This is a genomic window from Streptomyces sp. TRM68416 (genome assembly GCF_014596915.1).
In the GTDB taxonomy this organism is placed as follows: Bacteria; Actinomycetota; Actinomycetes; order Streptomycetales; family Streptomycetaceae; genus Streptomyces.
In genome coordinates this window covers 73,849-100,755 of sequence record NZ_JACVWU010000007.1, presented here as the reverse complement: position 1 = coordinate 100,755, position 26,907 = coordinate 73,849, and the positions used below count along the sequence as shown (strand labels likewise).

Below are 26,907 nucleotides of genomic sequence, written 5' to 3'. Positions count from 1 at the left end.
CCGTCGAACAGCAGCTTTGGGAGGAATGCAAGCCGAGCGCCGCCGCCCCCCGCCCACCTTTCCGATGAGGGGAGGCGATCCCTCCACCCACGATTATTTGCTTATGCATATTCCCGGAACGCCCCCTGACAGCGTTCGGCAATCCCGTCCGTTGATCGACGAAGCCAACTCCCGCAGGTGGGTAGCAGTCGCCGCCGCCCCCTCACGCCCGATAACGGTTCTTGTTTGATTCCGTTATTTAGCGATGGACTGTGTTGACTTTACGAACAGTTAACAGCCAAGGTATGCGCACCCGCCGCACCGGGACACGTAGCGGAGCGGCACGCACCCGAGGAGACGCCATGTCACTGCGGACCCATCGCCCCGCGTTTCGCCGGGCCCTGGTGGCCCTTGCCGCCTTCCCCCTGCTCGCCACCGCGGCGTGCGGCGGCTCCGGTTCCGAGGACGGCGCCTCGGGTGAGCAGGCCAAGTGCGAGAAGAGCGAGGGCAAGGTCAAGCTCACGTACTGGTCCTGGATCCCCGGGGTCGACAAGGCGGTGGCCGAGTGGAACCGCCAGAACCCCGACATCCAGGTGTCCGTCAAGTCCACCCCGAACGGCAACGCCGGCACGTACCAGAACATGTCGAACGCCCTGAAGGCCGGCAACGCCCCCGACCTCGGGCAGATCGAGTACGACTCCCTGGCGAGCTTCCGCCTCCAGGAGGGCCTCACCGACATCGCCGCGTGCGCGGGCGTCAAGGAGGCCCAGGGCGACTTCGTCGACTGGACCTGGTCCCAGGTGACCTTCGGCGCCGACGGCGAGGACGGCGTCTGGGCGGTGCCGCAGGACACCGGCCCGATGGCGCTCTTCTACCGCAAGGACCTGTTCGAGAAGAACGACATCGCGGTCCCGACGACCTGGGAGGAGTACTACGAGGCGGCCAAGAAGCTGAAGAAGGCCGACCCGAAGGCGTACATGACGCACTTCTCGCAGACGGACCCGAACTGGTTCAGCGGTCTGCTGTGGCAGAAGGGCGCGAACATGTTCGCGCAGGACGGTGACACCTGGAAGGTCGACGTCGACAGCCCGGCCGCCGGCGAGGTGGCGGACTACTGGCAGAAGATGATCGACGAGAAGCTGGTCGCGACCGATCTGCAGGGCTTCTCCCCGGCGCTGTACAAGGCGTGGAACAACGGCGAGGTGGCGACCTGGGTCAGCGCCGCATGGGGCTACGGCACCATCCGGGACAACGCGACGGCGACCGCCGGCAAGTGGGGCGTGGCTCCGATGCCGCAGTGGTCCGCGGGCGAGAAGAAGGCCGGCAACTGGGGCGGCTCGACCACGGCGGTCCTCGGCAAGAGCAAGCACCCCTACGAGGCGGCGCAGTTCGCCCTGTGGCTGAACACCGACCCGAAGGCGCTGGAGATCCTCAACCGTGACGGCGGTCTCTACCCCGCCGCCACCGCGGGCCTGGAGCTGGCGGCGCTGAAGCAGCCGGTGGACTTCTACGACGGCCAGAAGATCTTCGACGTCTTCGCGGACGCCTCCAAGAACGTCACCACGGACTGGACGTTCGGTCCGACCATGACCGACACCTACCGCTTCATGGCCGACGGCGTCGCCGGGGCGCTGGGCGGCAAGGGCACGCTCGAGGACGCGCTGAAGTCGACGGACGCCAAGACGGTGGAGTCGCTGGAGAAGCAGTCCCTCGACGTCGCCAAGTAGCGGAGGCCCGGGGCGGCGGGGAGACCCGTCGCCCCGGCCTCGCCCGTCGGGTCCCGCTCGCGGCCCGTGCCACTCGCCAGCACAGCCCAGTCCAGTCCAGGAAGAGACCACGCCATGACCGCCGACCCCCTAGCGGCCACAGCCGCGCCGCCGGCGCAGACCGCCCCCGCCCGTGTCCCGGCCCGCAGCAGACGGAACTGGGCGCCCGTCTTCTTTCTCCTGCCGTTCTTCGTGCCGTTCGTCCTGTTCACCCTGGTTCCGGTCGGCTACGCCTTCTACCAGAGCCTGCTCAGGACCGAGCGGACCGGCGGCACCTTCGGCCGCAAGACCACCGTGTTCGCCGGTCTCGACCAGTACAAGGAAGTGCTCGGCGACGGCGAGTTCCTCGGCAGCGTCGGCCGGGTGCTGGTCTTCGGGCTGGTGCAGATCCCGGTGATGCTGCTGCTGGCGCTGGTGCTCGCGCTGCTGCTGGACTCGACGGTGGCCCGCCTCAAGCGCTTCTTCCGGATCTCCTTCTTCGTGCCGTACGGCATCCCCGGCGTGGTCGCCGCGCTCATGTGGGCCTTCCTGTACGACCCGCGGCTGTCGCCCATCGTGGACCTGCTGGACAAGGTCGGCTCCGCGCCGGACTTCCTCGGCTCGTCGATGATGCTGTGGTCCATCGGCAACGTCGTGACCTGGACGTACACCGGGTACAACATGCTGATCATCTACGCCGCCCTGCAGGCCGTCCCGTCCGACATCTACGAGGCGGCCCGGATGGACGGGGCGAGCGAGGCGAAGATCGCCTGGCGGATCAAGGTGCCGATCCTGCGTCCGGCCCTCATCCTGACGGGCGTCTTCTCCATCATCGGGACGCTGCAGCTGTTCACCGAACCGCAGGTGCTGCGCTCCATCTCCACCAGCGTCACCAGCACCTACACCCCCAACCTGGCGGCCTACTCGCTCGCCTCGGCGAACAACTACAGCGAGGCGGCGGCCATGTCCGTGACGCTGGCGCTGGCCACGTTCGTCCTGTCGTTCGGATTCCTCAAGCTCACGGGGCGAAAGGCCGAGTCATGAGCCTCCTCACCGACACCGCGGGCGCCCACGCGCCCCGCCAGACCTCCACGACCGCACCGCGCGGCCCCCGGGAGAGCCGCCTGGCGGTGATCGCGGCCACCGGCTTCCTGGTCGTCATCGCCGTCTACATGCTGTTGCCGGTGTTCTGGCTGTTCGTCTCCGCGACCAAGAGCCAGGGCGACCTCGTCGACTCGTTCGGCCTGTGGTTCTCCGACTTCCACCTCTTCGACAACCTGCGGGCGCTGTTCGCCAAGCAGGACGGCGTGTACCTGCCCTGGCTCCTCAACAGCCTCCTGTACGCGGGGGCCGGCGCGGCCGTCGGCACGCTGCTGTCCGCCATGGCCGGCTACGCCCTGGCCAAGTACCGCTTCCGGGGCCGGGAGTTCCTCTTCAACGTGGTGCTCGGCGGAGTGCTGGTGCCGGCCACCGCGCTGGCGCTGCCGCTGTTCCTGCTGTTCGCCGAGGTCGGCGCCACCAACACGTTCTGGTCGGTGTTCCTGCCCAGTATCGTCAGCCCGTTCGGCGTGTACCTCTCGCGCATCTTCGCGGCGGCGTCCGTGCCCGACGAGTTGCTGGAGGCGGCCCGGATCGACGGGTCCGGCGAGCTGCGGACGTTCTTCACCATGTCGCTGCGGCTGATGTCACCGGCGATGGTCACGATCTTCCTGTTCCAGTTCGTGGTCATCTGGAACAACTTCCTGCTGCCGCTGGTGATGCTCCAGGACGACCGCCTCTACCCGGTCACCCTCGGGCTGTTCACCTGGCAGTCCCAGGTCAGCCGCGACCCGTCGCTGCAGATCCTCAGCCTCACGGGCTCGCTGGTGTCGGTGGTGCCGATCGTCATCACCTTCCTGGTGCTCCAGCGGTACTGGAAGGCGGGCCTCGCGGCGGGAGCGGTGAAGTCGTGACCGACGCGCTCGCCCACCTGTCCCACCGGCTCGGCGGCATCGCCTACGGCGGCGACTACAACCCGGAGCAGTGGCCCCGCGAGGTGTGGGAGGAGGACGTCCGCCTCATGCGGGAGGCCGGCGTCAACCTCGTCACCGTCGGCGTGTTCTCCTGGGCGTTCCTCGAACCGCGGCCCGGGCAGTACGAGTTCGGGCTCCTCGACGAGGTCCTGGACCTGCTGCACACGCACGGCATCGCCGCCGACCTGGCGACGGCCACGGCGTCCCCGCCCCCGTGGTTCTCGCTCCGGCATCCCGACGCCCTGCCGGTGACCGCCGACGGTGTCCGGCTCACGCACGGCTCGCGTCAGACGTTCTGCCCGAGCAGTCCCGCCTACGCCGAGGCGGCCGGGCGGCTCGTCGAACGGCTCGTGGAGCGTTACCGCGACCACCCCGCGCTCGCGCTGTGGCACCTGCACAACGAGTGGGGAAACCACAACGCCCACTGCTACTGCGACACCAGCGCCGAGGCGTTCCGGGACTGGCTGCGGCAGCGGTACGGGGACCTCGACGGCCTCAACCGGGCCTGGGGAACGGCGTTCTGGAGCCAGCGCTACGGCGACTGGGCGGAGGTCATGCCACCGCGCGCCACCGCGGCCGTACCGAATCCGACCCAGCAGCTCGACTTCTGGCGGTTCTCCTCGGACGCGCTGCTGAGGCTGCACCGACGCGAGGCGGAGGTCGTGCGCCGTCTCTCCCCCGGGGTGCCGCTGACCACGAACCTCCTGGTCACGCTGGAGAAGAAGGTCGACGGGTTCTCCTTCGCCGAGGAGTGCGACTTCGTCTCCGTGGACCAGTACCTCACGGCCGCGGACCCCGAAGCGCACATCGGGCTGTCGCTCGACGCCGACCTCGCGCGCGGTATGGGCGGCGGCGCTCCGTGGCTGTTGATGGAGCACTCCACGTCCGCGGTGAACTGGCAGCCGCGCAACGTGGCGAAGACGCCGGGGCAGATGCGGCGCAACAGTCTCGCGCACGTGGCACGCGGCGCGGACGGCGTCCTGTTCTTCCAGTGGCGCCAGTCGCGGGCCGGCGCCGAGAAGTGGCATTCGGCGATGCTCCCGCACGGCGGCACCGACACCAGGACGTGGCGCGAGGTCACCGCTCTCGGGCAGGACCTGCGGGCGCTCGCGGAGGTGCGCGGCAGCCGCGTCGAGTCGGACGTGGCCCTGCTCTTCGACTGGAACGCCTGGTGGGCGCTGGAGATGGACGCCACCCCCTCGCGGGACGTGCGCTACCTCGACCTGGTGCGGGCCTGGTACGAGGCGCTGTGGTCGCTGGGCATCACGTGCGACCTCGTGCATCCCGGGAGCGATCTGAGCGGCCACCGGCTGGTCCTCGTGCCCAGTCTCTGTCTTACGTCCGACGCGGACGCGTCCTCGCTGGACGCCTTCGTACGGGACGGCGGGCACGCGGCGGTCGGCTTCTTCAGCGGTGTGGTGGACGAGAACGACCACGTGCGGCTCGGCGGCCACCCCGGGGCCTACCGGGACATGCTCGGCATCCGCGTCGACGAGTTCTTCCCGCTCCGCGAGGCGGAGACCGTACGGCTCTCCGACGGCTCGGCGGCCACGGTGTGGAGTGAACTCGTGGAGCAGCGGGGTGCCGAGACGGTCGTACGGTTCGACAAGGATCCCTCGTGCGGGGGTCCGGTCGCGGGCCACCCCGCGGTCACCCGCCACGCCTACGGCAGGGGCGTGTCCTGGTACGTGGCGACGCGGCCCGAGGCGGCCGCGCTGCGCGGGTTGCTGGCCCGGGTCTGCCGGGAGGCCGGTGTCACGGCCCCGGCGGAGGTTCCGGCCGGGGTGGAGGCGGTCCGCAGGCGCGGGCCGGACGCGACCTACCTCTTCCTGATCAACCACACCTCCCGTGACGTGTCCGTCCCCGCGACCGGCACCGACCTGCTGGGCGGCACCGTCGGCGACGGCAAGGCCGTCGTCCCCGCCGGCGATGTCATGGTGATCCGCGAAGACGGCACGCCCGCCCGAGGCCCCCTGGAGGCCGACGGCGTCGAGCCGACCGCGCGCACCCGACCGATCGAAAGCGTACGTACGTGACCGACGAGCACCTCCGCCACTTCCGCGCCGCGGGCGTCAGCCTCCTCCTCGACTGCTCCGGTCCCCGGCTGCCCCGGCTGCTGCACTGGGGCGCCGACCTGGGTGACCTGGAGGCCGACACGCCCGAGGGCTCGCGCGTCCTCGCCTCGCTCGCCCTGGCGAGCCGCGCCGAGCTGGGCACCAGCGTTCCCGACGTCCCCGTGCCGGTGAGCGTGCTGCCCGAGCAGTCGGCCGGCTGGCTGGGCACCCCGGGGCTGTCCGGCCACCGCGAGGGCGCCGACTTCTCCAGTTCCTTCACCCTCCGGGAGGTCCGTTCCCCCGGCCCCCGCTCGCTGACCGTCGAGGCCGTGGACGACCAGGCCGGGCTCACCGTGCGATGGGAACTGGAGCTGACCGCGTCCGGTCTCGTGCGCCAGCGGGCGGCGCTCACCAACCGGGGCGCGGGCCTCTACACGGTGGACGCCCTGCAGCTCACGCTCCCCGTACCGGCGCACGCGACCGAGATCCTCGATCTGACCGGACGTCATCTGCGGGAACGTTCCCCGCAGCGGCACGAGTTCACGCTCGGCACACACCTGCGGGAGAACCGCCGCGGGCGTACCGGTGTCGACGCCACGCTCCTGCACACGGTGGGTGAGCGGGGCTTCGGCTTCCGTGGCGGTGAGGTGTGGGCCCTGCATGTCGCGTGGAGCGGCAACCACCGCACCTTCGCCGAGCGGACGAACTCCGGGGTCTCGCTCCTCGGCGGCGGTGAGCTGCTGCTGCCGGGCGAGATGCGCCTCGCACCCGGTGCGACGTACACGACACCGTGGCTGCTGGGCTCGTACGGCCGGGGCCTGGACGACATGGCGGGGCGCTTCCACGCCTACCTGCGGCAGCGCCCCCACCACCCGGCCACGCCGCGGCCCGTGACGCTCAACACCTGGGAGGCCGTCTACTTCCGGCAGGACCTGGACACCCTCACCGCCCTCGCGGACGCGGCGGCGGAGGTCGGCGCCGAGCGGTTCGTCCTGGACGACGGCTGGTTCCGCGGACGCCGCGACGACCGGGCCGGGCTCGGCGACTGGTACGTGGACCCCGAGATCTGGCCGCGCGGGCTGCATCCCCTCGTCGAGCACGTCCGCTCCCTCGGGCTCCAGTTCGGCCTCTGGGTCGAACCGGAGATGATCAATCCGGACTCGGACCTGGCCAGGGCGCACCCGGAGTGGATCCTGTCGGCGGCGGGGCGCATGCCGCCCGAGGCCCGGCACCAGCAGGTGCTGGACCTGGGCCGGCCCGAGGCGTACACGTACGTGCTCAAGCGCCTGGACGCGCTGGTCGCCGAGTACGCCGTCGACTACCTCAAGTGGGACCACAACCGCGACCTGGTCGACGCGGGCAGCGGTCCGAACGGCGTGGGCGGGGTGCACGCCCAGACCACCGCGGTCTACGCGCTGATGGACGAGCTGCGCCGCCGCCACCCCGCGCTGGAGATCGAGTCCTGCTCCTCCGGCGGCGCCCGGGTGGACCTGGGCATCCTCGAACGCAGCGACCGGGTCTGGACGAGCGACTGCATCGACGCCCTGGAACGGCAGCGGATCCAGCTCTGGACGGGGATGCTGCTGCCGCCCGAGTTGATGGGCGCGCACGTCGGCGCCCCCGCCTCGCACACCACCGGCCGCACGCACGGCCTCGACTTCCGCGCCGGGACCGCGCTCTTCGGCCACATGGGCATCGAGTGGGACCTGACCCGGGCGACGCCCGAGGAGCGCGGCCGGCTCGCCCAGTGGATCGAGACCCACAAACGGCTGCGGCCGCTGCTGCACGGCGGAAGCGTCGTCCACGGCGACCACCACGACCCCGCCGTCCATGTGCACGGTGTCGTGGCCGCCGACCGGTCCCGTGCCGTGTACGCGGTGGTGCAGAAGACCACGAGCGTGCAGGTGCCGACGGGCCGCGTACGCCTGCCCGGGCTGGCCGAGGACGCCCTCTACGCCGTCGCCCCGCTGCCGCCGGGGGACACGGTCCGGGGACCGGTCACCAGCGCACTGCCCTGGTGGACGCCGGAGGGTGTGGAGCTGCCGGGCCGTGTCCTGTCCGCTCTCGGCGTCCAGGCGCCGACCCTGCACCCGGAGAGCCTCGCGCTGATCGAGGTCCGGCGGGTCGAGCGCCCGGCATGACCGACCCGTGCGTCAGCCGACTTCGATGTAGTCGAGTTCGGCGAAGAGAGCGCCCTTGGACAGGGTGATGGTGTTCCAGCCGGTCTTCAGGGTGATGGTGGTGACGGCTGTGCGCCAGGTGCCCCAGGAGGTGTGGGGGTAGTGGACGACGCCGGTGTCGGTGCCGTTGACGGACAGGCGGTGTGTGGCCGGGGCCGGTGAACCGGCCGTGTCCAGGGAGCCGTTCGCGAAGCGTACGGAGAGGGTGCGGGGGCCCGCGGAGGCGGCGGGCACGCGGAACTCGACGTGGCTGTCGGGGTGGTCGATGTAGCCGACGACCTTTCCGTCGGAGGCTTCGGGAGCGTCGCGGACGGACGCGTTGTGCACGTGTGCGCGCTCCGCCTGGTGGATCACTTTGCCGCCGTGCACCACCGGATGGCCGTCGGCCCAGCTCAGGTCGGCCAGGTGCAGGGCCCGGCCGCTGCCGGTCCAGCCGTGGAAGACGATGCGGTCGCGGCCGTCGGGTCCGGTGACCACGTCCTGTCCTCCGGGGCCCTGTACGGCGCCGGAGAAGCCGTCCGTCGTCATCAGGGGGTGGGGCGCCTTGGTGTAGGGGCCGGTCAGGCTCCGGGACACGGCGTAGCCGGTGGCGTACGCGCTGCCGTCGTAGGCGTTGGCGGAGTAGAGGAGGACGTAGTGCCCGGCGCGCTTGATCAGCGTGGGAGCCTCCACCAGGTGGTTCTCCCAGGGCTGGTCCTGCCGGATCAGCCGGACGGGGTCCCCGGTGACGCGTGTGCCGTCCCATGAGGTGGGCTGGAGGTGCAGCCAGGTGTCCTTGCCGAGGTGGCAGCAGTTGCCGTCGTTCTTCCACAGGATGTAGCGCTGCCCGCCCTCGGTGTAGGTGGCGGCGTCGATGGCGCCGCCCTCCTGGGCCGGGCAGATCAGTGGAGTGTCGCCGACCGGTCGGAAGGGGCCGTTCGGCGAGGCGGACCGGGCCACGCCGATGCATTGCCGGTCGCTGGCCCGGTCGCGGGCGGTGTACTGCAGGGTGAAGCCGTCGCCGTGGTCGAAGACTTCCGGTGCCCACACCAGGTCGGGCCGGGGGGCGGCCCACGCGCCGGGGGTGGGCAGCACGTCGCTGTCGTCCAGGGTCCAGTGGCGCAGGTCGCGCGAGGTGGCGTGCTGGACGTGGCGGCCGCCGCTGTGGGTGGCGTAGGCGTGGAAGACACCGCCGGACCGGACGACGTCCGGGTCGGCGAAGTCGTGGTCGAGCACCACCGCGGGCGAACGGCTCACGGCGGGCGCGGGCTGTGCCGAGGTGAGGCAGAGGGCGACCGTCAGGAGAGCGAGCGTCCTCCCCCAGCGGCGGACCAGGCGGTGCGGGGACATGTGGCTCTCCTGACAGGTCAAGGGCGTGGGCGGTCGGGAGCCGGCCCTACGCCAACTCGATGCCGTCCAACTCGGTGAAGAGGTCTCCCCGGGCGAAACGGATCGTGTTGCGGCCTTCGCGGAGGACGACCGTCACCGGTTCGGTCTTCCGCCAGTTCTCCCAGCCGGTGTACGAGTAGTGGACGGCGTTCGCGACGACTCCGTTGACCATCAGGCCGTGCGAGGCGCACGACGGACCGCCGGCGTCGTCCAGGGAGCCGTTGCTGTACCGCACCCGCATGGTCCGGGGGCCCGCCGACGCCGCGACGACGGTGAACTCGACGAAGCTGTCGCGGTAGTCCATGCGGGCGATGGCCTTGCCGCTGCGCGCCCCGACGGCGTCACGGATGGTCACCTGATAGATCCGCGCCTTCTCCGCCTCGTGGAAGACGACTCGCCCCTTCCCCGGTTCACCGCGCGGGGCCCCACCGCCTGCCGCGCCCCTGCTCGCGTTCGCGTTCGTGGAGTCGGCGGCCACATGGACTCCGTACGCCGCCAGGCAGGCGCCGACCGCCGCGGCGCTGATCGCCACGGCGATGACCCTGCGCCGGGGTCGGGGGCGGCCGGCCCACCGTCTCAGACGCTGCCGGAGGGGGACCGGAGCGGTGGCGGGCGTATCGCCCTCCCCCGCGGACGCGGGCGGCGCGACGCGTTCCGGCGACAGTGCGGAAGCCGTTTCCCACAGGCCGCGGAACTCGTTCGGATCGCCGTCCAGGGCCCGGCAGATCTCGACGACCACGGCCCAGGGCACGACGGCGTCCCCGCGGAAGTAGCGCGAGAGCGACGAGTCGCTGACGGGAACCTGCTTCTCCAGCTCGCGCAGTGTGCGTCCCGACCGGTGCTGCAAGGCGCGCAGCGCCGCACCGAGCTGTCGCTGGGCGGCGAGGCGGTCACTGTGTCCGCTGTCCGTCATGGCGGACGTCTCCTGGGGTTCGGCAACGGTGTTCCGTTGGCTGCTTCATGGCTCGGGACGAGCTGCCCCAGCAGGTCAGGACTGTATTTATGGCGACATACGCGGTGCAACGGACATCGGACGGCGGCCTGGTGCAGAGTCGATTCACCGGCCGCGCAGTTCACCCGGACGGACGCATGGGCCCTCCGCGGCCGGCCGGTGTGCGCTCGGCCCGGGGAGGGCTGAGCGCACACCTGGTGACGGATCAGTCGCCGTACTGGACGGGCCGGTAGGCCCGGTACTCGCTGCCTGCGTTCAGGCCGTAGGTCAGCGTCCGGTGCGAGGTACCGGGGCCGCCGCGCTGCTCGTAGGCCACGTAGGAGGTGTGGGCCGCGTCGGTCCACCGTTCGAAGATGACGACGTGTCGGGTGTTGCTGTTGCCGATGGCGTCGATGACGAGGTCACCGGGCCGGAGTTCGCCCATGGAGATGGGGCGGGTGATGTTCCGGTTGGTCAGGCCGACGGTGTTGGTGCCGGGCGTGGGCAGGCCGAGCGCCATGGAGGCGTAGCCGGAGCAGTCCTGGCGGTAGCCGTCCCGCCAGTACGCGGACTGGCTGTAGGGCACGGGGCGGCCGTTGTTGGCGGTGAGCCAGGTCGCGGCGCGCTCCAGCGTCCGCTGTCGTGAGCCGGTCGGGGAGCCGCCGCCGGGAGGGGCGTCCTTGACGGGGACGCCGGGGAGCCGGTCCTCGGGGATGTCCACGGCGACGACGGTCAGGAAGCCCGTGACGGGTGCGGTGATGTGGGCCATGAAAGTGGAGCAGTAGCTGCCCTCGCACACCCGGCGGCCTGTGTCGACCTGGTAGTCGGCGGTGATGCGGTCCTCACCCGCGGAGTTGCGGTTGATCATGCCGACGGACGGCGAGTCGATGTCCGGCGTGGCGTGCACCACCCATCGCGTCCCCCAGGTGGGGAAGGAGGCGTCGGCCCGAAGGACGCTCGCCGTGGGCGCGGCCGGGGTGTTCGCCGGCGCGGCGTGGGCGGGGAGGGCCTGGACGAGGGCCGGGGCGGTCAGGCAGGTGAGGGTGAGGGTGGGCAGGATCCTGCGCAGTCTGCTGGATCGCGAGGACATGGTCGTTCTCCTTGTTCGGGAGCTCGGGAGCTCGGGAGCTTCAGGTGCTTCGGGAGCCTCGGGAGCTTCGGGAGGCTTGAGGGACTCGGGAGGTTCGAGGCGGGGCCGCCGTGCCGGAGGCCTGGGGCCGGCCCTCTACTGCCACTGCTGGTTCGCCGAGTTGACGACGCACGGCAGGGCGATCAGCCGCCGGTTCTCGCCGGGGTCGGCGATGCACGCCCCGGTCTTCACGTTCTTGAAGACGATGCGGCTCTGGGTGAGCTTCTCGACCTTCCACTTCTGGAAGTCGAGTCCGTTGCACGGCCAGGTGCGCAGGCCGGCGGGGCTGTCGTCCAGGCACCGGCCCGTGGACATGTTCGACAGCTGCCGGGTGTCGTCGGTGTGCCGGGTCACCACCCACTTCTGGTGGTTGAGCCCGTTGCACTGCCAGCCGCGCAGCCCGCCGCCGTCGCTGTCGTCCATGCACAGCCCCGTGTGCACGTTGCGGTACGTCTCCGCGGCCGCCGCGCGGGCGACGGGAGCGGAGGCGGCGGAGACGGGAGTGACGGCGGCCGCGCCGAGCACGGTCACGGCGGCTGCCACGAAGGAGGGCAGGAGGACGCGTACGGAAGTCATGCGGAAGTCCCTTCCAGGGGATGGCGAGGAGTCGGCCCGAGGGGCCGTCAGAACCGGCGTGCGCTCGCCGTCGGAGGCGAAGCACCGCGTCGGTGAGAGGAGTTTGTGCAGCTCACACCCTCTTCACAACCTGGTCCCGGCTGCTTCACGCGTCTCGGGACAGACGCGTTCATGGCCTGCCGGGGCGCCCCTGTCCCGGGACGGGAAGCAGACGGCACGACGGCGCCGCCGGACCGCCTTTCGTCCCTAATGGACTTACTTGTTCCCTCGGTTGTCCTTCACCGCAGACGTTTTCGTGCAGGACACCCAACGCAGAACGCTCTTTCCGCCTCCTTCACTTCAGCGGCAGATGACCGCACGCAGAGAAAGGACGCGATGTGCGTACGAGACATGCTGCACGGGTGGTACTGGCCCTTACCGCGACGGGAGCGGTGCTCACGCCCCCGGCGAACGCGTACGCGGACGAGCCGCCGCGTGTCGACCTGAGAGCCGACGTCAACCGTGACGGGAAGGTCGACATCACCGGCACCACCGACACGGCCGGGGAGAACACCTGGACCGTGAAGCGGGGCGCGGTCTTCCTGCCCAACATCGACGACGACGGCAAGCGGTGCCCGACCACCGGGTCGAACGGCCGCCCGCTCTCCGACGCCAAGCTGGCCGCCTGCAACGACGCCTCGGACAACAAGGTCAACGGCCGCGCCGACGCCGCGGACCTGGCCCGGGTGCTCTCGGTGCCGATGCGGGGCCTGCCGTCCGACGCCAAGGGCAGCGTCAAGGTCACGGCGGGGGCCGCGCAGAGCAGGGTCTTCCTCAAGCGCGACGGCAAGTGGACGCCCGTCACCTCGCAGACCCGGCTGACCCGGGCCGAGTTGCGGGCGGGCATCGAGTTCGGTGTCGAGGGCAAGGACGTGATCCGCGACAGCGCGAAGTGGGACGGGCGGGTGGCGATCCGGCTGAAGGTGACGTCCTCGTCCGGCACCTCCGCCGACACCGTCACACTGCGCGCCGCCCCGCTGCTGACCCACCATGCCCTGCAGAACACCCAGCAGTTGATGGTCACCAAGGTCCGCGGCAACGACCCGTGGGCCAAGCGGCAGCGCGAGTTCGTCAAGAAGCTCGACAAGGAGAGCCGGGCGGCGGGCATCACCAAGCCGCTGGTGACCTTCGAGAAGTACGGCGACATCTGGGCCCAGGACTTCGTGGAGCCCGCGTACCTCGCCATGACGGGTCCGGACGGACGGCAGCGGACGATGCGCGTGATGCTGCGCTCCGCCCAGGACCGGGAGGCCGGTCGCGAGCTGTACGAGAAGCTGCGCGGCCCCAACATCGGTGTCGTCCAGGCCAAGGGCCGGGACATGCAGGGCTGGGAGACCCTGAACTCCTACGGCAACCTGGAGACGATCCCTCCGCACACCGCGAACGGCCGCTCGTTCCCGGCGGGCCGGATCATCATGGGTGAGCGCAAGGACGGCAGCGGCGTGCGCCCCTCGAAGGAGATCCGCACGATGCTGAAGTCCCAGGGGCTGCAGGACCCGCTCCTGCTGGACACCTCCTGGCTGCACGTGGGCCACGTCGACGAGTTCGTGCAGTTCCTGCCGGCCGACACCCCGCGCGGCTGGCGGATCGGCATCGCCGACCCGAAGGCCGGACTCCAGCTGCTGCGGGACGCGCAGCGCGACGGTCACGGCGCGAAGAAGATGTTCTCCGTCCCCGGCTTCGACGAGTTCCTGCCCCCCGCCGAGACCATCGACGACGCCCTCTCCTCCCGGTACCTCGTGAAGGACAACGAGATGGCGGCCCGGAAGATCGCGGCCAACCTGAAGGTCCTCAAGCGGGAGACGGGCATCACGGACGACGAGATCGTCCACGTGCCCGCGCTCTACACGCGTGGCATCGTGCAGGACAGCGAGGACACCCGCGTGCCGCTGCTGCGCCGCCTCGGCGGCACCGACGAGGCCCCGGAGGGCGCCCGCAAGTACGGTCAGCAGAAGTTCGCCGAGCGCTCCCGCGCCGCGGCGCCGACGATCATGACCAGCGCCTATGTGCCGGGCGCCGTCAACGGCATCCTGCTCTCGCGCGACCGCTACCTCGCCCCGCGCCAGTGGGGCCCGGTCATCGGGGGCAAGGACATCTTCACCCAGGCCGTCACGGCCGCGTACACCCGGGCGGGCATGAAGGTCTCGTACATCGACGACTGGTACACGTACCACCTCGGCATGGGCGAGATCCACTGCGGCACCAACACCCTGCGCGACGCCTCCGCCGCCTGGTGGAAGCAGTAGCCGCACGGCGGTGGGCAGGCGCGGCCGGTTCGCCCCGGCCGCGCCCTCAGCCGGGGAACCTCCCCGTCGAGCGCAGCTCGCGCCGGCGTTCCGCGTAGGCGAGGTCGTCGCGCCACAGGCGGGCCGCCGCCGTGCGGACGAGGGGACGCAGCAGGGGCGCCGCGCGGCGGGCGAGGCCGAAGCCCGGACGGTCGGAGGCGGCCACCACCGCCTCGGTCACCACGGTGCGCGGACGTCCCTGCGGATCCGGTCCCAGGGGGGTGGCATGGGTCTCGACCACGGAGCCGACGCCCTCCCCCTCGGTGATGTGCATGACGACCGTGCGCGGTTCGGGGGCGGTGAAGACGGCCCGGACCGGGACGACGAGCCGCCCCGCCACCTTGAAGGAGACGTCGACGGTGAAGCTGTCGTCGCCGCCGGGTTCCGGGCCGTCGGGTTCGTCGACCACCTTGAGGTCGACGAACGAGTACGGGTGGTACCACGCCCCGTGCCAGGGATCCAGCCGGTTCGCCACGACGTCCTCCGGCTCGCAGCGGCCGATCCCCTCGTAGACGGCCGTCAGGGAGCGGGCGGGGTCCGGCCGTTCGGGCAGGACCGGGGCGTCCAGCGGGGGCTCCCCGCCGACCGCGTCGAGCCGCACCCACACCAGGACGCCGTCGTCGTGGACGGGCAGCGGTTCCCAGCCCGCGAACGAGTCGCCGTCCAGGGCGAGTCCGTGCCAGTGGCAGACCAGGGTGCCGCAGCGCACGGGACTGTCGGCCAGGGGCGCCCCCAGGTGCGGGCAGACACCCGGTCCGGCGCGCAGGCGGCCGTCGGGGCCGCGCCAGACGACCACCTCCTGCCCGGCCACGGCGCGCGCCAACGGGCGGTCGGCGCGCAGGGCCCGGGTGGCGCCGACGACGTACCAGTTGCCGGAGGGGCGGGCGGTCGCGCGCTTGAGCGCCTGGGCGATCACCGCGGGCTTCGCCTCGCGCCAGGTGGGGCGCTGGCGTTCCCAGGGGACGGGACGGCGGCGCAGGGACAGGGGCAGTCGGCGGCGGGCGGGCCGAGGGCTCACGAGACTTCCTCCGGGGTCGTCCGGCGGGCCGGGCCGGGGGTGGTGACGGGCTGTGGGCGGGGTGTTCCGGCCGCGCCCCGCCGGGTGGCGGCGCGGTGCCGCAGCCGGGCCCCGGCCACCCGGACCAGGCCGGCCGCGGCGACCCGCGCGCGGCGCCGGCGGGGCACCACGGCACGCCGGTGCAGCACGGCGTACCCGTCGCGCGCGACGGCGTCGAGGATGCCGCCGTACAGCACGTACGCGGTGCGGATGCAGGGCCGGGAGACCGGGTCCAGCAGGGCGATCCCCGGTTCCGCCTCCCGGTAGACACCGCGGGTGAGGGCCTCGAACTCCCGCAGCGCGGCGGTGATCCGGCCGTCGGGGCGGCCCGTGTCCCGGCTGCGGCGCAGCAGCTCGCGGTCCACGCCGTGGGCGGCGAGCAGGTCGGCGGGCAGGTAGACGCGGCCGCGGTCGAGGTCCTCGCCCACGTCCCGCAGGAAGTTGGTGAGCTGGAAGGCGACGCCCAGGGCGGCCGCGTGCGGCTCCGCCTCCTCGCGCGGGACCACGGTGCCGAGGACGGGCAGCATCTGCAGTCCGATCACCGCGGCCGAACCGTGCATGTAGCCGCGGAGGTCGGCGTAGGTGGGGTAGTCGGTCACCACCAGGTCCGCGCGCATGGCGGACATGAAGTCGCGGAAGTGGGCGTGGTCGATGCCGTAGCGGCGCGCCGTGTCGGCGACGGCCCGCACCACCGGCTCGCGGCTCCGCCCCCGTCGCAGCCCTTCGTCCAGTTGGCGCTGGAGCTCGGTCAGCTCCGTGCCCCGGCGGGCGGCGTCGGTCCCGGGTGCGGGGGTGTCGACGATGTCGTCGGCCCAGCGGGCGAACCCGTACAGGGCGTGCACGGCGGGCCGGCGTTCGACGGGCAGCAGCCGGGTGGCGAGGAAGTACGTCCTGCCGTGGCGGGCGTTGAGGGTACGGCAGTGGCCGTACGCGGCACGCAGCTCCGGGTCGTCGATCCCCGCGGCGTCGAGTTCACGGTCGGTCATACGGATGCCTCCGTCACGGTGCCCGACGACGGCCGCGGGCGGGTGGGGGCGGGACGGGGGACGCCGGTGATGCGGGCGGCGGCGAGCTTTCCCGACACCAGCACGGTGGGGACCCCGACGCCGGGAGTGGTGCCGCAGCCGGCGAGGACGGCGTTCTCGGTGCCCCGGACCAGGTTGCGGGGCCGGAAGGGGCCGGTCTGGGGGAAGGTGTGGGCGGCCGAGAAGGGTGTCCCGGCGGCGTGGCCCTGGGCCTGCCAGTCCGCCGGGGTGACCAGGCACTCCTCCTCGACGGCGGCACCGAGGCCGTCGAGACCGCGCCGCTCCAGCTCCCGCAGGAGCGTGTCCCGGTAGCGCGGGCCGAGGTCGGCCCACTCGGCGGCCCCCGGTCCGATGTCGGTGTTGGGGCAGGGCGCGAGGATGTAGTGGAGGTGGTGGCCGGGGGGAGCAAGGCCGGGGTCGGTGGCGGTGGGCCTGGTGATGAGCAGGGACGGATCGCTCATGAGCCGCCCGGTGCGGGTGAGTTCGTCGAAGGTGGTGCGCCAGGCCGCTCCGAAGGACAGCGTGTGGTGGCCCAGCCCGGGCCAGGTGCGGTCCGTGCCCGCGTGCAGCACGACCGCGGACGGGGCGTGCCGCAGCCGCACCGGCCTGCGCGGCCTTCGGCCGAGGAGCCGGTAGGCGACGGGGAGGTCGGGGGTGAGGACGACCGCGTCGCAGGGGATGCGCTCCTGCTCGGTGACGACGGCCGTGATCCGCTCGCCGGAGCGCTCCAGGCGGGTCACCGACCGGCCGTACCGCAGGTCGGCGCCCGCGTCGGCGGCGGCGTCCGCCATGGCGCGGGGCACGGCGTGCAGGCCGCCGCGGGGGAAGTACACGCCGGCGACCGTGTCCATGTAGGCGATGACGGCGTAGGCGGCGAGCGCGCGGGCCGGCGGGACACCGGCGTACAGCGCCTGGAAGGAGAAGACCCGGCGCAGCCGTTCGTCGTGCAGGTAGCGGCCGATGCGGGCGTCGAGCCGACCGAACCCGCCGAGCGCGGCCAGCCGGGCCAGGTCGGGGGTGAGCAGGTTCAGCGGCGAGTCGAAGTTGGCGTCGATGAAACGGCGCATCTGCGCCCGGTACAGCCGCTCCAGCCACGCGCGCAGCCGCCGGTAGCCCGCGGCTTCCGCGGGCCCGGCGAAGCGTTCCACCTCGGCGGCCATCGCGTCGGCGTCGGTGTGCACGTCGAGGCTGCTGCCGTCCGCGAACCGCGCCCGGTAGGCGGGGTGCAGGGGAATCAGGTCGACCCGTCGGCGCAGGCTGTCGCCGACGGCGGCGAAGGCCTCGTCGGCGAGGTCGGGCATGGTCAGCACGGTGGGGCCGGTGTCGATCCGGTAGCCGCCGAGCGTCAGGCGGCCGGCTCGGCCGCCGGGGCCCGCGTCCCGTTCGACGACGGTGACCCGGCGTCCGGCGCCCAGCAGGTGGAGGGCTGCGGACAGGCCGGCCAGTCCGGCTCCCACGACCACGACGTGATCGGTGCGGCCCGGGACGGTGCGGGTCATCGCCGGTCCTCCCCGCGGCCCGGCGCGGCCTGCGCCACGCGGCCCGCCGGTTCCGGCGGGGCGGTCACGTCGACCGCCGACACGAGCAGCCGGCGCAGGCGGCGTCCGCCGTCCGGGTCGAGCAGCGCGCTGTCGAAGTGGCGCAGGCCCTGCTCCACCAGGCGTTCGATCTTCGTCTCGACGGCGGCCCGCGCTCCCGTCCGCACCAGGACCTCCCGCACCTCGTCGAGGTCCGCGGCGGTCAGTGCGGCGTTCCCCACGCACCGGTCCAGCACCTTGAGGGCGGCCCGGTCGTCGTCGGCCTCGGCGCGGGCCCGGGCCAAGACGACCAGGTAGGTGGCCTTGCCCTCGCGGATGTCCCCGCCGCACGGCTTGCCGGTGTGCCGGGCGTCGCCGAAGACGTCGGTCACGTCGTCGCGCAGTTGGAAGGCCATGCCGATGCGGCGTCCGACCGTACAGATCTTCTGCACGGTGACGCTGTCCGCGCCGGCCAGGGCGGCGCCGAGGGCCAGCGGCCGTTCCACCGAGTACAGGGCGCTCTTCAGACAGGCCGCGCGCAGGGTTCGCGGCAGCGACCGGGCGGCGACGGTCTGGCCGTGGAGGTCCAGGTACTGGCCGGCGACCATCTCCAGGCGCATGTCGCTCCACAGGCGGCGCACCGCGATCGTGGTCCAGGCGGGCAGCGGGGTCTCGGCCACCACGTCGTCGGCCCAGGCGAGCGCGAGGTCACCGGCGAGGATCGCGGCGGACTCGCCGAAGCGCCCGGCGGGCCCGGCGGGCACCCGGTCGGCGTACCGGGCGCTGAGGTCGGCGTGCAGGGCGGGCCTGCCGCGCCGCAGGGGCGAGCGGTCCATGACGTCGTCGTGGACGAGCGCGCAGGTCTGGAGGAGTTCCAGCGCCGCGCCGATCCGCAGGGCCGCGCTCGCGCCGGCCGGTTCCGGTCCGCCGCAGGCGCGCGCGGACCACCACAGCAGTTGGGGGCGGCTGCGCTTGCCACCCTCACGGGTGAAGCGGGTCACCCGCTCGGCCAGGTCCTTGGCGAACAGCGGATCCACGAGGTGGGCCCGGTCGAGGCGGTCGGCCAGGAGATGGTCCAGCATCCGGCCGACGGCGGCCGGCACGTCGGTGTCAATGGCACGGGCGTCGGCGAGGTCCGCGGGGAGGGTGCCCGCGGGCGGCGTACCGTGCGTGCCCGGCCCGTCGTGGCCGGCCTGCGGGGCCGGGGGGTCCGTGCGTGCCGGGACACAGGAGCCCGGCACGGGGACCAGGCGTGGCACGGGCGGCGGCAGGGCCGCCGGGAGTTCCTTCGCCTGTGGGTGCCGCATCCCGGTTCCTTCCGTAGGGTCCTCGGTCCGTCATCTGTGCTTCGGACCGGGCACGCGCGACGGATGCGGCACCGGCCGGCGCGTGCCGACGTTCTGGGGCGGGGGCCGTGAGCCGTGCATCCACCGGGGCACACGGTGGGGAACCATCCTGCGACGAGAACGAGGAGTACGCAGAGTGGAGGCAGCCGTCGTGCCGCAGACGGACGTGGCGATCGTGGGCGCGGGAGCAGCGGGGCTGTCCCTCGCCCACCGGCTCGCCGAACGGGTGCCCGGCGCGCACACGCCGTCCGTGACCCTGCTGGAGGCGCCGCCGGGCCCGCTGCGGCCGCCGCCGCGGACCTGGTGCTTCTGGGAGCGCGGGCCCGGCCGTTTCGATGCGGCGGTGCGCTCCGACTGGCGGCTGCTGCGGGTGTGTCCGCCCGCGGGCGCGCCGATCGTGGGGGACATCGCTCCACTGCGGTACAAGATGATCCGTTCGGACGACTTCGCGGAGCTGGTCGGCCGGGACCTGGCCCGCAGCCCCCACGTCACCCGTCTGGAGGCGACCGTGGAGACGGTGCGAGACGTGCCCGGCGGCGCCCGGGTCGGTCTGCAGGACACCGACGGACGCTCCCGCGAGCTCACCGCCCGTTGGGTGTTCGACTCGCGTCCGCTCGGCAGCCTGCCGGCCGCCCGCACCCTGCTGCTCCAGCACTTCCACGGCTGGTTCGTCCGCACGCAGCGGCCGGCCTTCGACCCCGGCACGCTCGACCTGATGGACTTCCGCACCCCGCAGCCGGCGAAGGGCGTGTCGTTCGGCTACGTGCTGCCGCTCTCCGCCCGTGAGGCGCTGGTGGAGTACACCGAGTTCTCCGCGCGGCCGCTCACCGCCGACGGCTACGAGGCCGCCGTACGGCAGTACGCGCAGGAGGTGCTGCGGCTGGGCCCCCTGCGGGTCCTGGCGAAGGAGACCGGGGTCATCCCCATGACCGACGCGCCGATGCCGAGCCGGGTCGGCAGCTCCGTCTTCCGCATCGGGGCGGCCGGCGGCGCCACCCGGCCCGCCACCGGCTACACCTTCGCCGGCCTGCAGCGCCAGACCGCGGCCGTCGCCGCCGCCTTGCAGCGGGGGCGTCGGCCGGTGCCGCCCGCCGCCCACTCCGTGCGCTCGCGCGCCATGGACGCGGTGCTGCTGCGCGCCCTGGACAGCGGGCGCGTCGACGGCCCCGCGCTGTTCTGCCGCCTGTTCGCGCGCGTACCCGCCGAGCGGCTGCTGCGCTTCCTCGACGGGGACACCCATCTGTTCGAGGATCTGGCCGTCGGTCTGCGCGCCCCGGTCCGGCCGATGCTCCGGTCCGCGGCGGAACTGCCTCGGCTGCCGCGCCGCCCGTACGACTGAACCGCCCCGCCCCTTCTGCTCCGGGAGACCGTATGACCCTGTTGCGCGACGAGGACCTCGCCGCCGCGTTCGACCACGCGTCCCGCAGTTACGACACGCTGGTGGCCGCCAACCCCGGCTACCACGCGCACCTGCGTCGCTCGGTGCGCCGGCTCGGCCTGCCCGGGCACGGCGCCGGGCTGCGCCTGCTGGACCTGGGCTGCGGCACCGGCGCGTCGACCGCCGCGCTGCGCTCGGTCCTGCCGGCAGCCGAGATCACGGCCGTGGACGCCTCGGCCGGGATGCTGGCCCGTGCCGCCGCCAAGCCGTGGGCGGACGGGGTGACGTTCGTCCACGCGCCGGTCGAGCGGCTGGCGGCGGCCGGTGTGCGCGGGCCGTTCGACGCGGTCTTCGCCGCCTACCTCTTCCGCAACGTCACCGACCCCGACGCCGTCCTGTCGGCGGTGCGCGGGCTGCTGCGGCCGGGCGGTCGGCTGGGCGTCCACGAGTACGCCCTCAGCGGGCGCCGCCTGGACCGGGCGGTGTGGACGCTGGTCTGCCGCGGCATCGTGCAGCCCGCCGCGACCGCGCTCGGGGACGGTCCGCTCTACCGCCATCTGTGGCGCAGCGTGGTGGAGTTCGACACCGCCGAGCGCTTCGCGCGGCGCATCCGCGGCGCCGGGTTCGACCGGGTCCGGACGCTGCCCCTGCCGGGCTGGCAGACGGGGATCACCCACACCTTCGTGGCCCGCCGGACCGGCCTCGCGACGGAGGACCCGCGATGAGCGCCCACCGCCCCGCCGCGGCCCGCCGCGGCCGGGACCGCCGGGCCCGGATCCTGCCGGCCCACCCCGGCTCCGCGCGGGTCGTCGGAGCGCCTCGGTCGGTCGCCGTGATCGGCGGCGGCATCGCCGGACTGGCCGCCGCCACCGCGCTGGCCGAGCGCGGCGTGGCCGTGACGCTGTACGAGCGCCGTACGTACCTCGGCGGGCGCGTCGGCGGCCGGCCCACCCGGCTGCGCGACGGCACCACGGTGACCATGAGCCGCGGCTTCCACGCGTTCTTCCGCCAGTACTACAACCTGCGTGGCCTGCTGCGCCGTACCGACCCCGGGCTGGCCCGGCTGACCGCCCTGCCGGACTATCCGCTGCTGCACGGCAGCGGGCTGCGCGACAGCTTCCGGCACGTGCCGCGGACCCCGCCGTGGAGCGCGCTCGGCTTCGCCGCGCTCAGCCCCTCCTTCCGGCTGCGCGACCTGTCCGGCATGGATCCGGTCGCCGCCCTGCCCCTGCTCGACGTGCGCGTACCCGAGATCTACGACCGTCTCGACGGCACCAGCGCCCACGACTTCCTGGGCGCGATCCGGTTTCCGGAGCGCGCCCGCCACCTGGCGTTCGAGGTGTTCTCCCGGAGCTTCTTCGCCGATCCCCGGCAGCTGTCGGCGGCGGAGATGGCGCTGATGTTCCACATCTACTTCCTCGGCTCGGCCGAGGGACTGCTGTTCGACGTGCCCCGCTCGCCCTTCCCGGCCGCGCTGTGGGACCCGCTGGCCGCCTACCTGGGCGGGCACGGCGCCGAGGTGCGCACCGGCACTGCCGTCGAGCGGGTCGCGCCCCGGTCCGGCGGAGGGTTCGTGGTGGCCACCGACCGGGACGAGAGCCGTCATGACGGTGTCGTCCTCGCCCTGGACACCTCGGGACTGCGTGGCCTGGTCGCCCGCAGCGGGGGGCTGGGCGACGCCGCCTGGCGCGAACGGATCGGGCGACTGCGCACCGCACCGCCGTTCCTGGTCAGCCGCCTGTGGCTGGACCGGCCGGTCGCGCCGGAGCGGCCGGGGTTCCTGGGCACCAGCGGCTTCGGCACGCTGGACAACGTCAGCGTGCTGGAGCGCTGGGAGGACGAGGCGGCCCGCTGGGCGGCGCGCACCGGGGGCTCCGTCGTCGAACTGCACGCCTACGCGGTGCCGCGGGAGGCGGCCCGCGACGTGGAGGAGAAGCGTCTGGTCGACCAGCTGCACCGCGTCTACCCGGAGACCCGCGCGGCCACGGTCGTCGACGCCCGCCACGAGTGGCACGACGACTGCCCCCTGTTCCCGGTGGGCGGCTTCGCCGACCGGCCGTCCGTACGCACCCCGGACCCGGGCCTGGTGGTCGCCGGGGACCTGGTCCGCACCGGGCTGCCCGTGGCCCTCATGGAACGCGCGGCGACGACCGGCTTCCTGGCCGCCAACGCCCTGCTGGAACGGTGGGGGGTGCGTGGCCAGACGCTGTGGACGGTGCCGGACCGGGGCCGCGGCGCGGTCGTGCGGGCGCTGGCCGGGTGGGCGGCCGCGCGCTGAGCACACGACCGGTGCCGCGGCCGCCGTTCACGGATTCTCCCGGGTCAGGGGGGCGAAGGGCCTGGTGGGACGCCTCGACGGCGGTACGGGCGTGGTTCCGTGAGCGGTCCGGTGCCTCCGCCGGATCGTTGTTCCGCCGGGAAGACGGCGGTCCCGTGAGCGCCAGGTGCATCCGCCGGACCGTCCCGTCGGGAAGACAGCGGCCCGGTGCACCCGCCGGACCGTCCCGCCGGGAAGACAGCGGTCCCATGAGCGGCCAAGTGCATCCGCCTGCCCGTGCCGCCGGGAAGAGAGACGGAAAGGGCTTCGCCGCCGTCACCCGCTCGGGCGGGGGCGGCTCGTGACACGAGCGAGGTGGTCGTGTGTCCCCGGCCCGGGACGTGGTGGACGTGCTGGTGGTCGGAGCCGGCGTCGCCGGACTGGCCTGTGCGTGGGACCTGCTGGCGGCCGGCACCGACACGCTGGTCGTGGAGGCGGGCGACGGCGTGGGCGGACGCATGCGCTCCGACCTCGTCGAGGGCTTCGTCGTGGACCGCGGGTTCCAGGTCTTCAACACCTCCTATCCGCAGGTGCGGCGGCGGTTGTCGCTGCGCCGGCTGGGTCTGCGGCCGTTCACCCCCGGCGTACTGGTCCACTCCTCGTCGGGCCGGCTGCGGTTCGGTGACCCGACGCGGCGTCCCGGCACACTGCCCGAGCTGCTGTCGGGACGACTCGCCGGGCCGCGCGACCTGCTCGCGCTCGGTGCGCTCTCGGCGCGGGACGTGCTGGCCCCGCCGCGACGGCTGACATCGGCGGCGGACACCACCACGAGGACGGCACTGGCCCGGGCCGGGTTCTCGGACGCGTTCGTGGAGCGGTTCTTCCGTCCTTTCCTGTCGGGGGTCTTCCTGGAGGACGAGCTGGAGACCTCCAGCCGGGTCTTCCACCTGGTGTGGCGCAGCATGCTGCGCGGCACCCTGTGTCTGCCCGGCGGGGGCATCGGGGCGGTGCCGCGCGCCCTGGCCGGCGCCCTGCCGCCGGGCACCGTGCACCTGGAGACGCCCGTGCGGCAGCTCACGGACGACGGGGCCGTGACCGCCGACGGCCGTGAACTGGCGGCCCGTGCCGTGGTGGTGGCCACCGGACCGGGTCCCCTCGCCACTCTCCTGCCCGGCGTCGGCGTGCCCGCCTATCGCGTGGTGACCACGTACTTCCACGTGGCCCCGAGATCGCCGCTCGGCGAGCCCACCCTGCTGGTCGACACCCGGCGGCGGTTCCTCAACACCTGTGTGCTCAGCGACGTGGTACGCGGTTACGCACCGCCCGGCCACGCGCTCGTCGCCACCTCGGTGCTGGGCTCCGACGCCGAGGGCCGGGAGCGCGAGGTGCGCGGGGCGCTCGCCGAGGCCTACGGCACGGCCACGGACGCCTGGGACCTGCTCGCGGTGCGTACGGTGCCGGACGCGCTGCCCGCCATGGCGCCCCCGCAAGCGCTCAACCGCAGGACCCGGGTGGCCCCGGGTCGGTTCGTGTGCGGGGACCACCGGGCCACCGGTTCGGTGCAGGGGGCGATGGCGTCGGGGGCGCGGGCCGCGCGCGAGGTGCTGGCCGACCTGCGCAGCCGGCCGCGCGGCACCACCGGTCAGGGCGCGTCGTCGCCGCGCTCCCGCTCCTGACGCAGCAGCTCCGGCAGATCACCCAGCCGGTCCAGGCCCCGCACGGCCCGCGTCATGCGCTGGTTGCCCGCCAGCCGGGACCGGTGGCGGTGCAGGAAGGCCCAGTACCCCGCGGTGTAGGGGCAGGCCCGCTCGCCCACGCGCTCGCCGGGACGGTACGCGCAGCCGCCGCACAGATCGCTCATCCGGTTCACGTAGGCGCCGCCGGAGGTGTACGGCTTGGTGGTCATGCGCCCGCCGTCGGCGTACTGGGACATGCCCACGACGTTGGGGAGCATCACCCAGTCGTAGCCGTCGACGAAGCAGCGGTGGAACCAGTCCGTGACCGCCCGCGGGTCCCAGCCGCGTTGCAGGGCGTGGCTGCCGAGCACCATCAGCCGCGGGATGTGATGGGTCCAGCCGGTGTCGCGGACCTGGGCCAGGACGGTGGCCAGGCAGCGGGCGGTGACGGCGTCGGCGTCCAGGTCGAGGAACCACTCCGGGAGCGGCGCGTGGTGCCGCAGGGCGTTGCGGTCGCGGTAGTCGTCCCCGAAGTACCAGTAGAGCTGCCAGACGTACTCGCGCCATCCGGCGACCTGCCGGACGAACCCCTCCACGCTGTTGACCGGCGCCCGCCCCGACCGCCAGGCGTCCTCGGCGCGTGCCGCACACTCCTCGGGGTGCAGCAGACCGAGGTTGAGCGAGGACGACAGGAGGCTGTGGCTCATCACCGGGTCGCGGGCCAGCATCGCGTCCTCGTGCGGCCCGAAGCCGGCCAGCCGGTGTTCGACGAACCTGCGCAGCGCGGCCAGCGCCTCGCGCCGCGTGGCCGGGAAGAGCCGGGGGCCGTCCCGTCCGACGAAGTCGACCTCCTTGTCCCGCTCCCAGCGGTCCAGGTCGTGCCGCACCTCGTCGTCGATGTCGTCCTCGCGCGGCCGGTAGGGGGCGGGGGCGTCGAGGGTGGACGCGCCCCGGGGCGGGGCCTCGCGGTTGTCGTGGTCGTGGTTCCAGCGTCCGCCGGCCGGGGCCTCGCCGTCCATCAGCAGGTGGTGCCCGCGCCGCACCCAGCGGTAGAAGTCCTCCTGACGCAGGCGCCGGCCGCCGTGCCCGTCCGCCCAGGCGCGGAAGTCGTCGTGCGGTACGAGGAAGCCGCGCGCGGGCAGCACGGTGACGTTGTCGAGGGAGCGGACCAGCCGCAGGGCCGCGTGCGAGGTCGGGTGATGGACCGTCACCGGTCCGTCGCCGACGGCCTCGCGCAGTCCTTCGCGGTAGGTCTCGCAGCGGATGTACCGCACCCGGTCGCCGAGTTCGGCGGCGCGGTGCCGCATGGCGGACAGGACCAGATGGGCCTTGGCGCGGTGGAAGCGCCGACGGCGCAGCACCGCGCGGGCCTCGATCATCACCACCGGGGCGGCACGGTCGGGGCCGTCGGGGCCGGGCGTCAGGAAGTGGGGTCCGAGCTGGTCTCCGAAGAGCCAGTGAGGAGTGGTCATGGCAGTGTGCCGCCTTGCTCGTGCGAGGGGGTGCCCGGTGCGCGACGGTCCGCCCCGTCCCGCATCCGAACGGGGGTCGGCCCCGGAAGCAAGGGGTGGCCGGTCTTCGGTCCCGGATCCCCCGAGCCGGGGCCGGAGGCCCGCTTCGGGTGGGCGCTCCGGTCCTTCCGCACCCCTGTGGCCGGGGAGAGGCGGAGGCCGTTCTCAGTCATGGCCCGCGGCCCGCGCCGTGACGAGCGCGTCGACCGTCGTGTCCACGGCCCGCTGCACCGTCCACCCGTGCGGCAGGGCGGGCGGTCGGCCCACGACGGCGCGCTCGGCGAAGCCCGACGCGACGTGCGGCAGCCGGACGTCGAGGACGGCCGGACCGGTGTGCCGGCGTTCCCTGCGGGCCGCCGCCAGCCAGGCCGCCAGAGCCGCCTTGGCCGCGGCGTAGTCCGCCATGCCCGCCGGCAGCAGGTCGACCACCGTGCCCGTGACGGCGGCGAGGACTCCGCGTGGGGACACCACGGGCAGCGCCGCGCGCAGGAACGCCATCGGCGCCAGGGCATTGACGGTGAACAGGTGTTCGGCCGTGGCGTCGTCGACGGATGCGGCGGGACCGAACGCCGGCACCCCGACGCAGACGACGACCGCGTCCAGGCCGCCGAGCGCGTCCGCGGCCCAGGTCACGGTGTCGGCGCAGCGGCCGAGGTCGTAGGCGTCGAAGCGGCGGGCCGGTGCGCCCCCGCAGGCCGCGGCGATCCGGTCCAGGGCCACCGGGTCGCGGCCCGCGACCGCCGGCCGGGCCCCGTGCGCGTGCAGCCGCTCGGCGAGGGCACCGCCGATGGCTCCGGTCGCGCCCGGCACCAGAACGCGCGCGCCTTTCAGGTTCATGCCCG

General features: G+C 73.3%; 20 protein-coding genes. 10 read left to right on the top strand and 10 right to left on the bottom strand.

Going from position 1 to position 26,907, the window contains the following annotated elements; genetic code table 11:
• The first annotated feature begins 341 nt into the window (after positions 1 to 341).
• The 5 genes from ICC28_RS13735 to ICC28_RS13715 all read left to right on the top strand — a co-directional run bounded on the left by ICC28_RS13735 (position 342) and on the right by ICC28_RS13715 (position 7,931).
• Positions 342 to 1,706 carry an ABC transporter substrate-binding protein gene (locus ICC28_RS13735; protein ID WP_188288807.1) on the top strand — a complete coding sequence of 455 codons (1,365 nt, stop codon included), beginning with the start codon at positions 342 to 344 and terminating at the stop codon, positions 1,704 to 1,706.
• Between the two features lie 114 nt (positions 1,707 to 1,820).
• Positions 1,821 to 2,768: a carbohydrate ABC transporter permease gene (locus ICC28_RS13730; RefSeq protein WP_188288806.1), complete on the top strand. Its 948-nt coding sequence runs from the start codon at positions 1,821 to 1,823 to the stop codon at positions 2,766 to 2,768.
• Positions 2,765 to 3,676 (top strand): carbohydrate ABC transporter permease, encoded by a 912-nt coding sequence (locus ICC28_RS13725; RefSeq protein WP_188288805.1) that lies wholly within the window; start codon positions 2,765 to 2,767, stop codon positions 3,674 to 3,676. The genes ICC28_RS13730 and ICC28_RS13725 overlap by 4 nt, the downstream gene beginning before the upstream one ends.
• Complete coding sequence (locus ICC28_RS13720; RefSeq protein ID WP_188288804.1) at positions 3,673 to 5,772, top strand: beta-galactosidase; 2,100 nt, start codon at positions 3,673 to 3,675, stop codon at positions 5,770 to 5,772. Before ICC28_RS13725 ends, ICC28_RS13720 begins: the two co-directional genes overlap by 4 nt.
• Entirely contained in the window at positions 5,769 to 7,931 is a 2,163-nt protein-coding gene (locus ICC28_RS13715) for an alpha-galactosidase (RefSeq protein WP_188288803.1), read from the top strand. The genes ICC28_RS13720 and ICC28_RS13715 overlap by 4 nt, the downstream gene beginning before the upstream one ends.
• A 12-nt stretch (positions 7,932 to 7,943) precedes the next feature.
• Here the strand turns inward: ICC28_RS13715 and ICC28_RS13710 are convergent, their stop codons facing one another.
• The 4 genes from ICC28_RS13710 to ICC28_RS13695 form a co-directional block, all read right to left on the bottom strand.
• Positions 7,944 to 9,299, bottom strand: coding sequence for a family 43 glycosylhydrolase (locus tag ICC28_RS13710; protein ID WP_188288802.1), 1,356 nt, complete (start codon positions 9,297 to 9,299; stop codon positions 7,944 to 7,946).
• Between the two features lie 46 nt (positions 9,300 to 9,345).
• Entirely contained in the window at positions 9,346 to 10,251 is a 906-nt protein-coding gene (locus ICC28_RS13705) for a helix-turn-helix domain-containing protein (protein WP_188288801.1), read from the bottom strand.
• Between the two features lie 244 nt (positions 10,252 to 10,495).
• On the bottom strand, positions 10,496 to 11,359 hold the full coding sequence (locus ICC28_RS13700; protein ID WP_188288800.1) for a hypothetical protein: 864 nt from the start codon (positions 11,357 to 11,359) through the stop codon (positions 10,496 to 10,498).
• Positions 11,360 to 11,494: 135 nt separating this feature from the next.
• On the bottom strand, positions 11,495 to 11,974 hold the full coding sequence (locus ICC28_RS13695; protein WP_188288799.1) for an RICIN domain-containing protein: 480 nt from the start codon (positions 11,972 to 11,974) through the stop codon (positions 11,495 to 11,497).
• Positions 11,975 to 12,375: 401 nt separating this feature from the next.
• Here ICC28_RS13695 and ICC28_RS13690 point away from each other — a divergent pair, with 401 nt between their 5' ends.
• Positions 12,376 to 14,259, top strand: coding sequence for a protein-arginine deiminase domain-containing protein (locus ICC28_RS13690; RefSeq protein ID WP_317454010.1), 1,884 nt, complete (start codon positions 12,376 to 12,378; stop codon positions 14,257 to 14,259).
• 46 nt (positions 14,260 to 14,305) lie between these two features.
• On the opposite strand, the gene ICC28_RS13685 is transcribed toward ICC28_RS13690, so the two are convergent.
• From ICC28_RS13685 to ICC28_RS13670, 4 genes are read right to left on the bottom strand one after another with little or no spacing between them, the layout of a single operon-like run.
• Positions 14,306 to 15,316 (bottom strand): DUF5914 domain-containing protein, encoded by a 1,011-nt coding sequence (locus tag ICC28_RS13685; RefSeq protein ID WP_188288797.1) that lies wholly within the window; start codon positions 15,314 to 15,316, stop codon positions 14,306 to 14,308.
• Positions 15,313 to 16,341, bottom strand: a complete 1,029-nt coding sequence (locus ICC28_RS13680; RefSeq protein ID WP_188288796.1) for a phytoene/squalene synthase family protein — start codon at positions 16,339 to 16,341, stop codon at positions 15,313 to 15,315. Before ICC28_RS13680 ends, ICC28_RS13685 begins: the two co-directional genes overlap by 4 nt.
• Positions 16,338 to 17,879, bottom strand: coding sequence for a phytoene desaturase (locus ICC28_RS13675; protein ID WP_188288795.1), 1,542 nt, complete (start codon positions 17,877 to 17,879; stop codon positions 16,338 to 16,340). The genes ICC28_RS13680 and ICC28_RS13675 overlap by 4 nt, the downstream gene beginning before the upstream one ends.
• Complete coding sequence (locus ICC28_RS13670; protein WP_188288794.1) at positions 17,876 to 19,204, bottom strand: polyprenyl synthetase family protein; 1,329 nt, start codon at positions 19,202 to 19,204, stop codon at positions 17,876 to 17,878. Before ICC28_RS13670 ends, ICC28_RS13675 begins: the two co-directional genes overlap by 4 nt.
• 190 nt (positions 19,205 to 19,394) lie before the next feature.
• Here ICC28_RS13670 and ICC28_RS13665 point away from each other — a divergent pair, with 190 nt between their 5' ends.
• The 4 genes from ICC28_RS13665 to ICC28_RS13650 all read left to right on the top strand — a co-directional run bounded on the left by ICC28_RS13665 (position 19,395) and on the right by ICC28_RS13650 (position 24,554).
• Positions 19,395 to 20,582: a lycopene cyclase family protein gene (locus ICC28_RS13665; RefSeq protein WP_188288982.1), complete on the top strand. Its 1,188-nt coding sequence runs from the start codon at positions 19,395 to 19,397 to the stop codon at positions 20,580 to 20,582.
• A gap of 32 nt (positions 20,583 to 20,614) precedes the next feature.
• Entirely contained in the window at positions 20,615 to 21,346 is a 732-nt protein-coding gene (locus ICC28_RS13660) for a methyltransferase domain-containing protein (protein WP_188288793.1), read from the top strand.
• Positions 21,343 to 22,899: an FAD-dependent oxidoreductase gene (locus ICC28_RS13655; RefSeq protein WP_188288792.1), complete on the top strand. Its 1,557-nt coding sequence runs from the start codon at positions 21,343 to 21,345 to the stop codon at positions 22,897 to 22,899. The genes ICC28_RS13660 and ICC28_RS13655 overlap by 4 nt, the downstream gene beginning before the upstream one ends.
• 362 nt (positions 22,900 to 23,261) lie before the next feature.
• Entirely contained in the window at positions 23,262 to 24,554 is a 1,293-nt protein-coding gene (locus ICC28_RS13650) for an NAD(P)/FAD-dependent oxidoreductase (protein WP_188288791.1), read from the top strand.
• Here the strand turns inward: ICC28_RS13650 and ICC28_RS13645 are convergent.
• Together ICC28_RS13645 and ICC28_RS13640 are read right to left on the bottom strand one after the other, a co-directional pair.
• Positions 24,521 to 26,026, bottom strand: coding sequence for a cryptochrome/photolyase family protein (locus ICC28_RS13645; protein WP_188288790.1), 1,506 nt, complete (start codon positions 26,024 to 26,026; stop codon positions 24,521 to 24,523). The two genes, ICC28_RS13650 and ICC28_RS13645, sit on opposite strands and share 34 nt — an antisense overlap.
• Positions 26,027 to 26,230: 204 nt before the next feature.
• Positions 26,231 to 26,902, bottom strand: a complete 672-nt coding sequence (locus tag ICC28_RS13640) for an SDR family NAD(P)-dependent oxidoreductase (protein ID WP_188288789.1) — start codon at positions 26,900 to 26,902, stop codon at positions 26,231 to 26,233.
• Positions 26,903 to 26,907 lie beyond the last annotated feature (5 nt).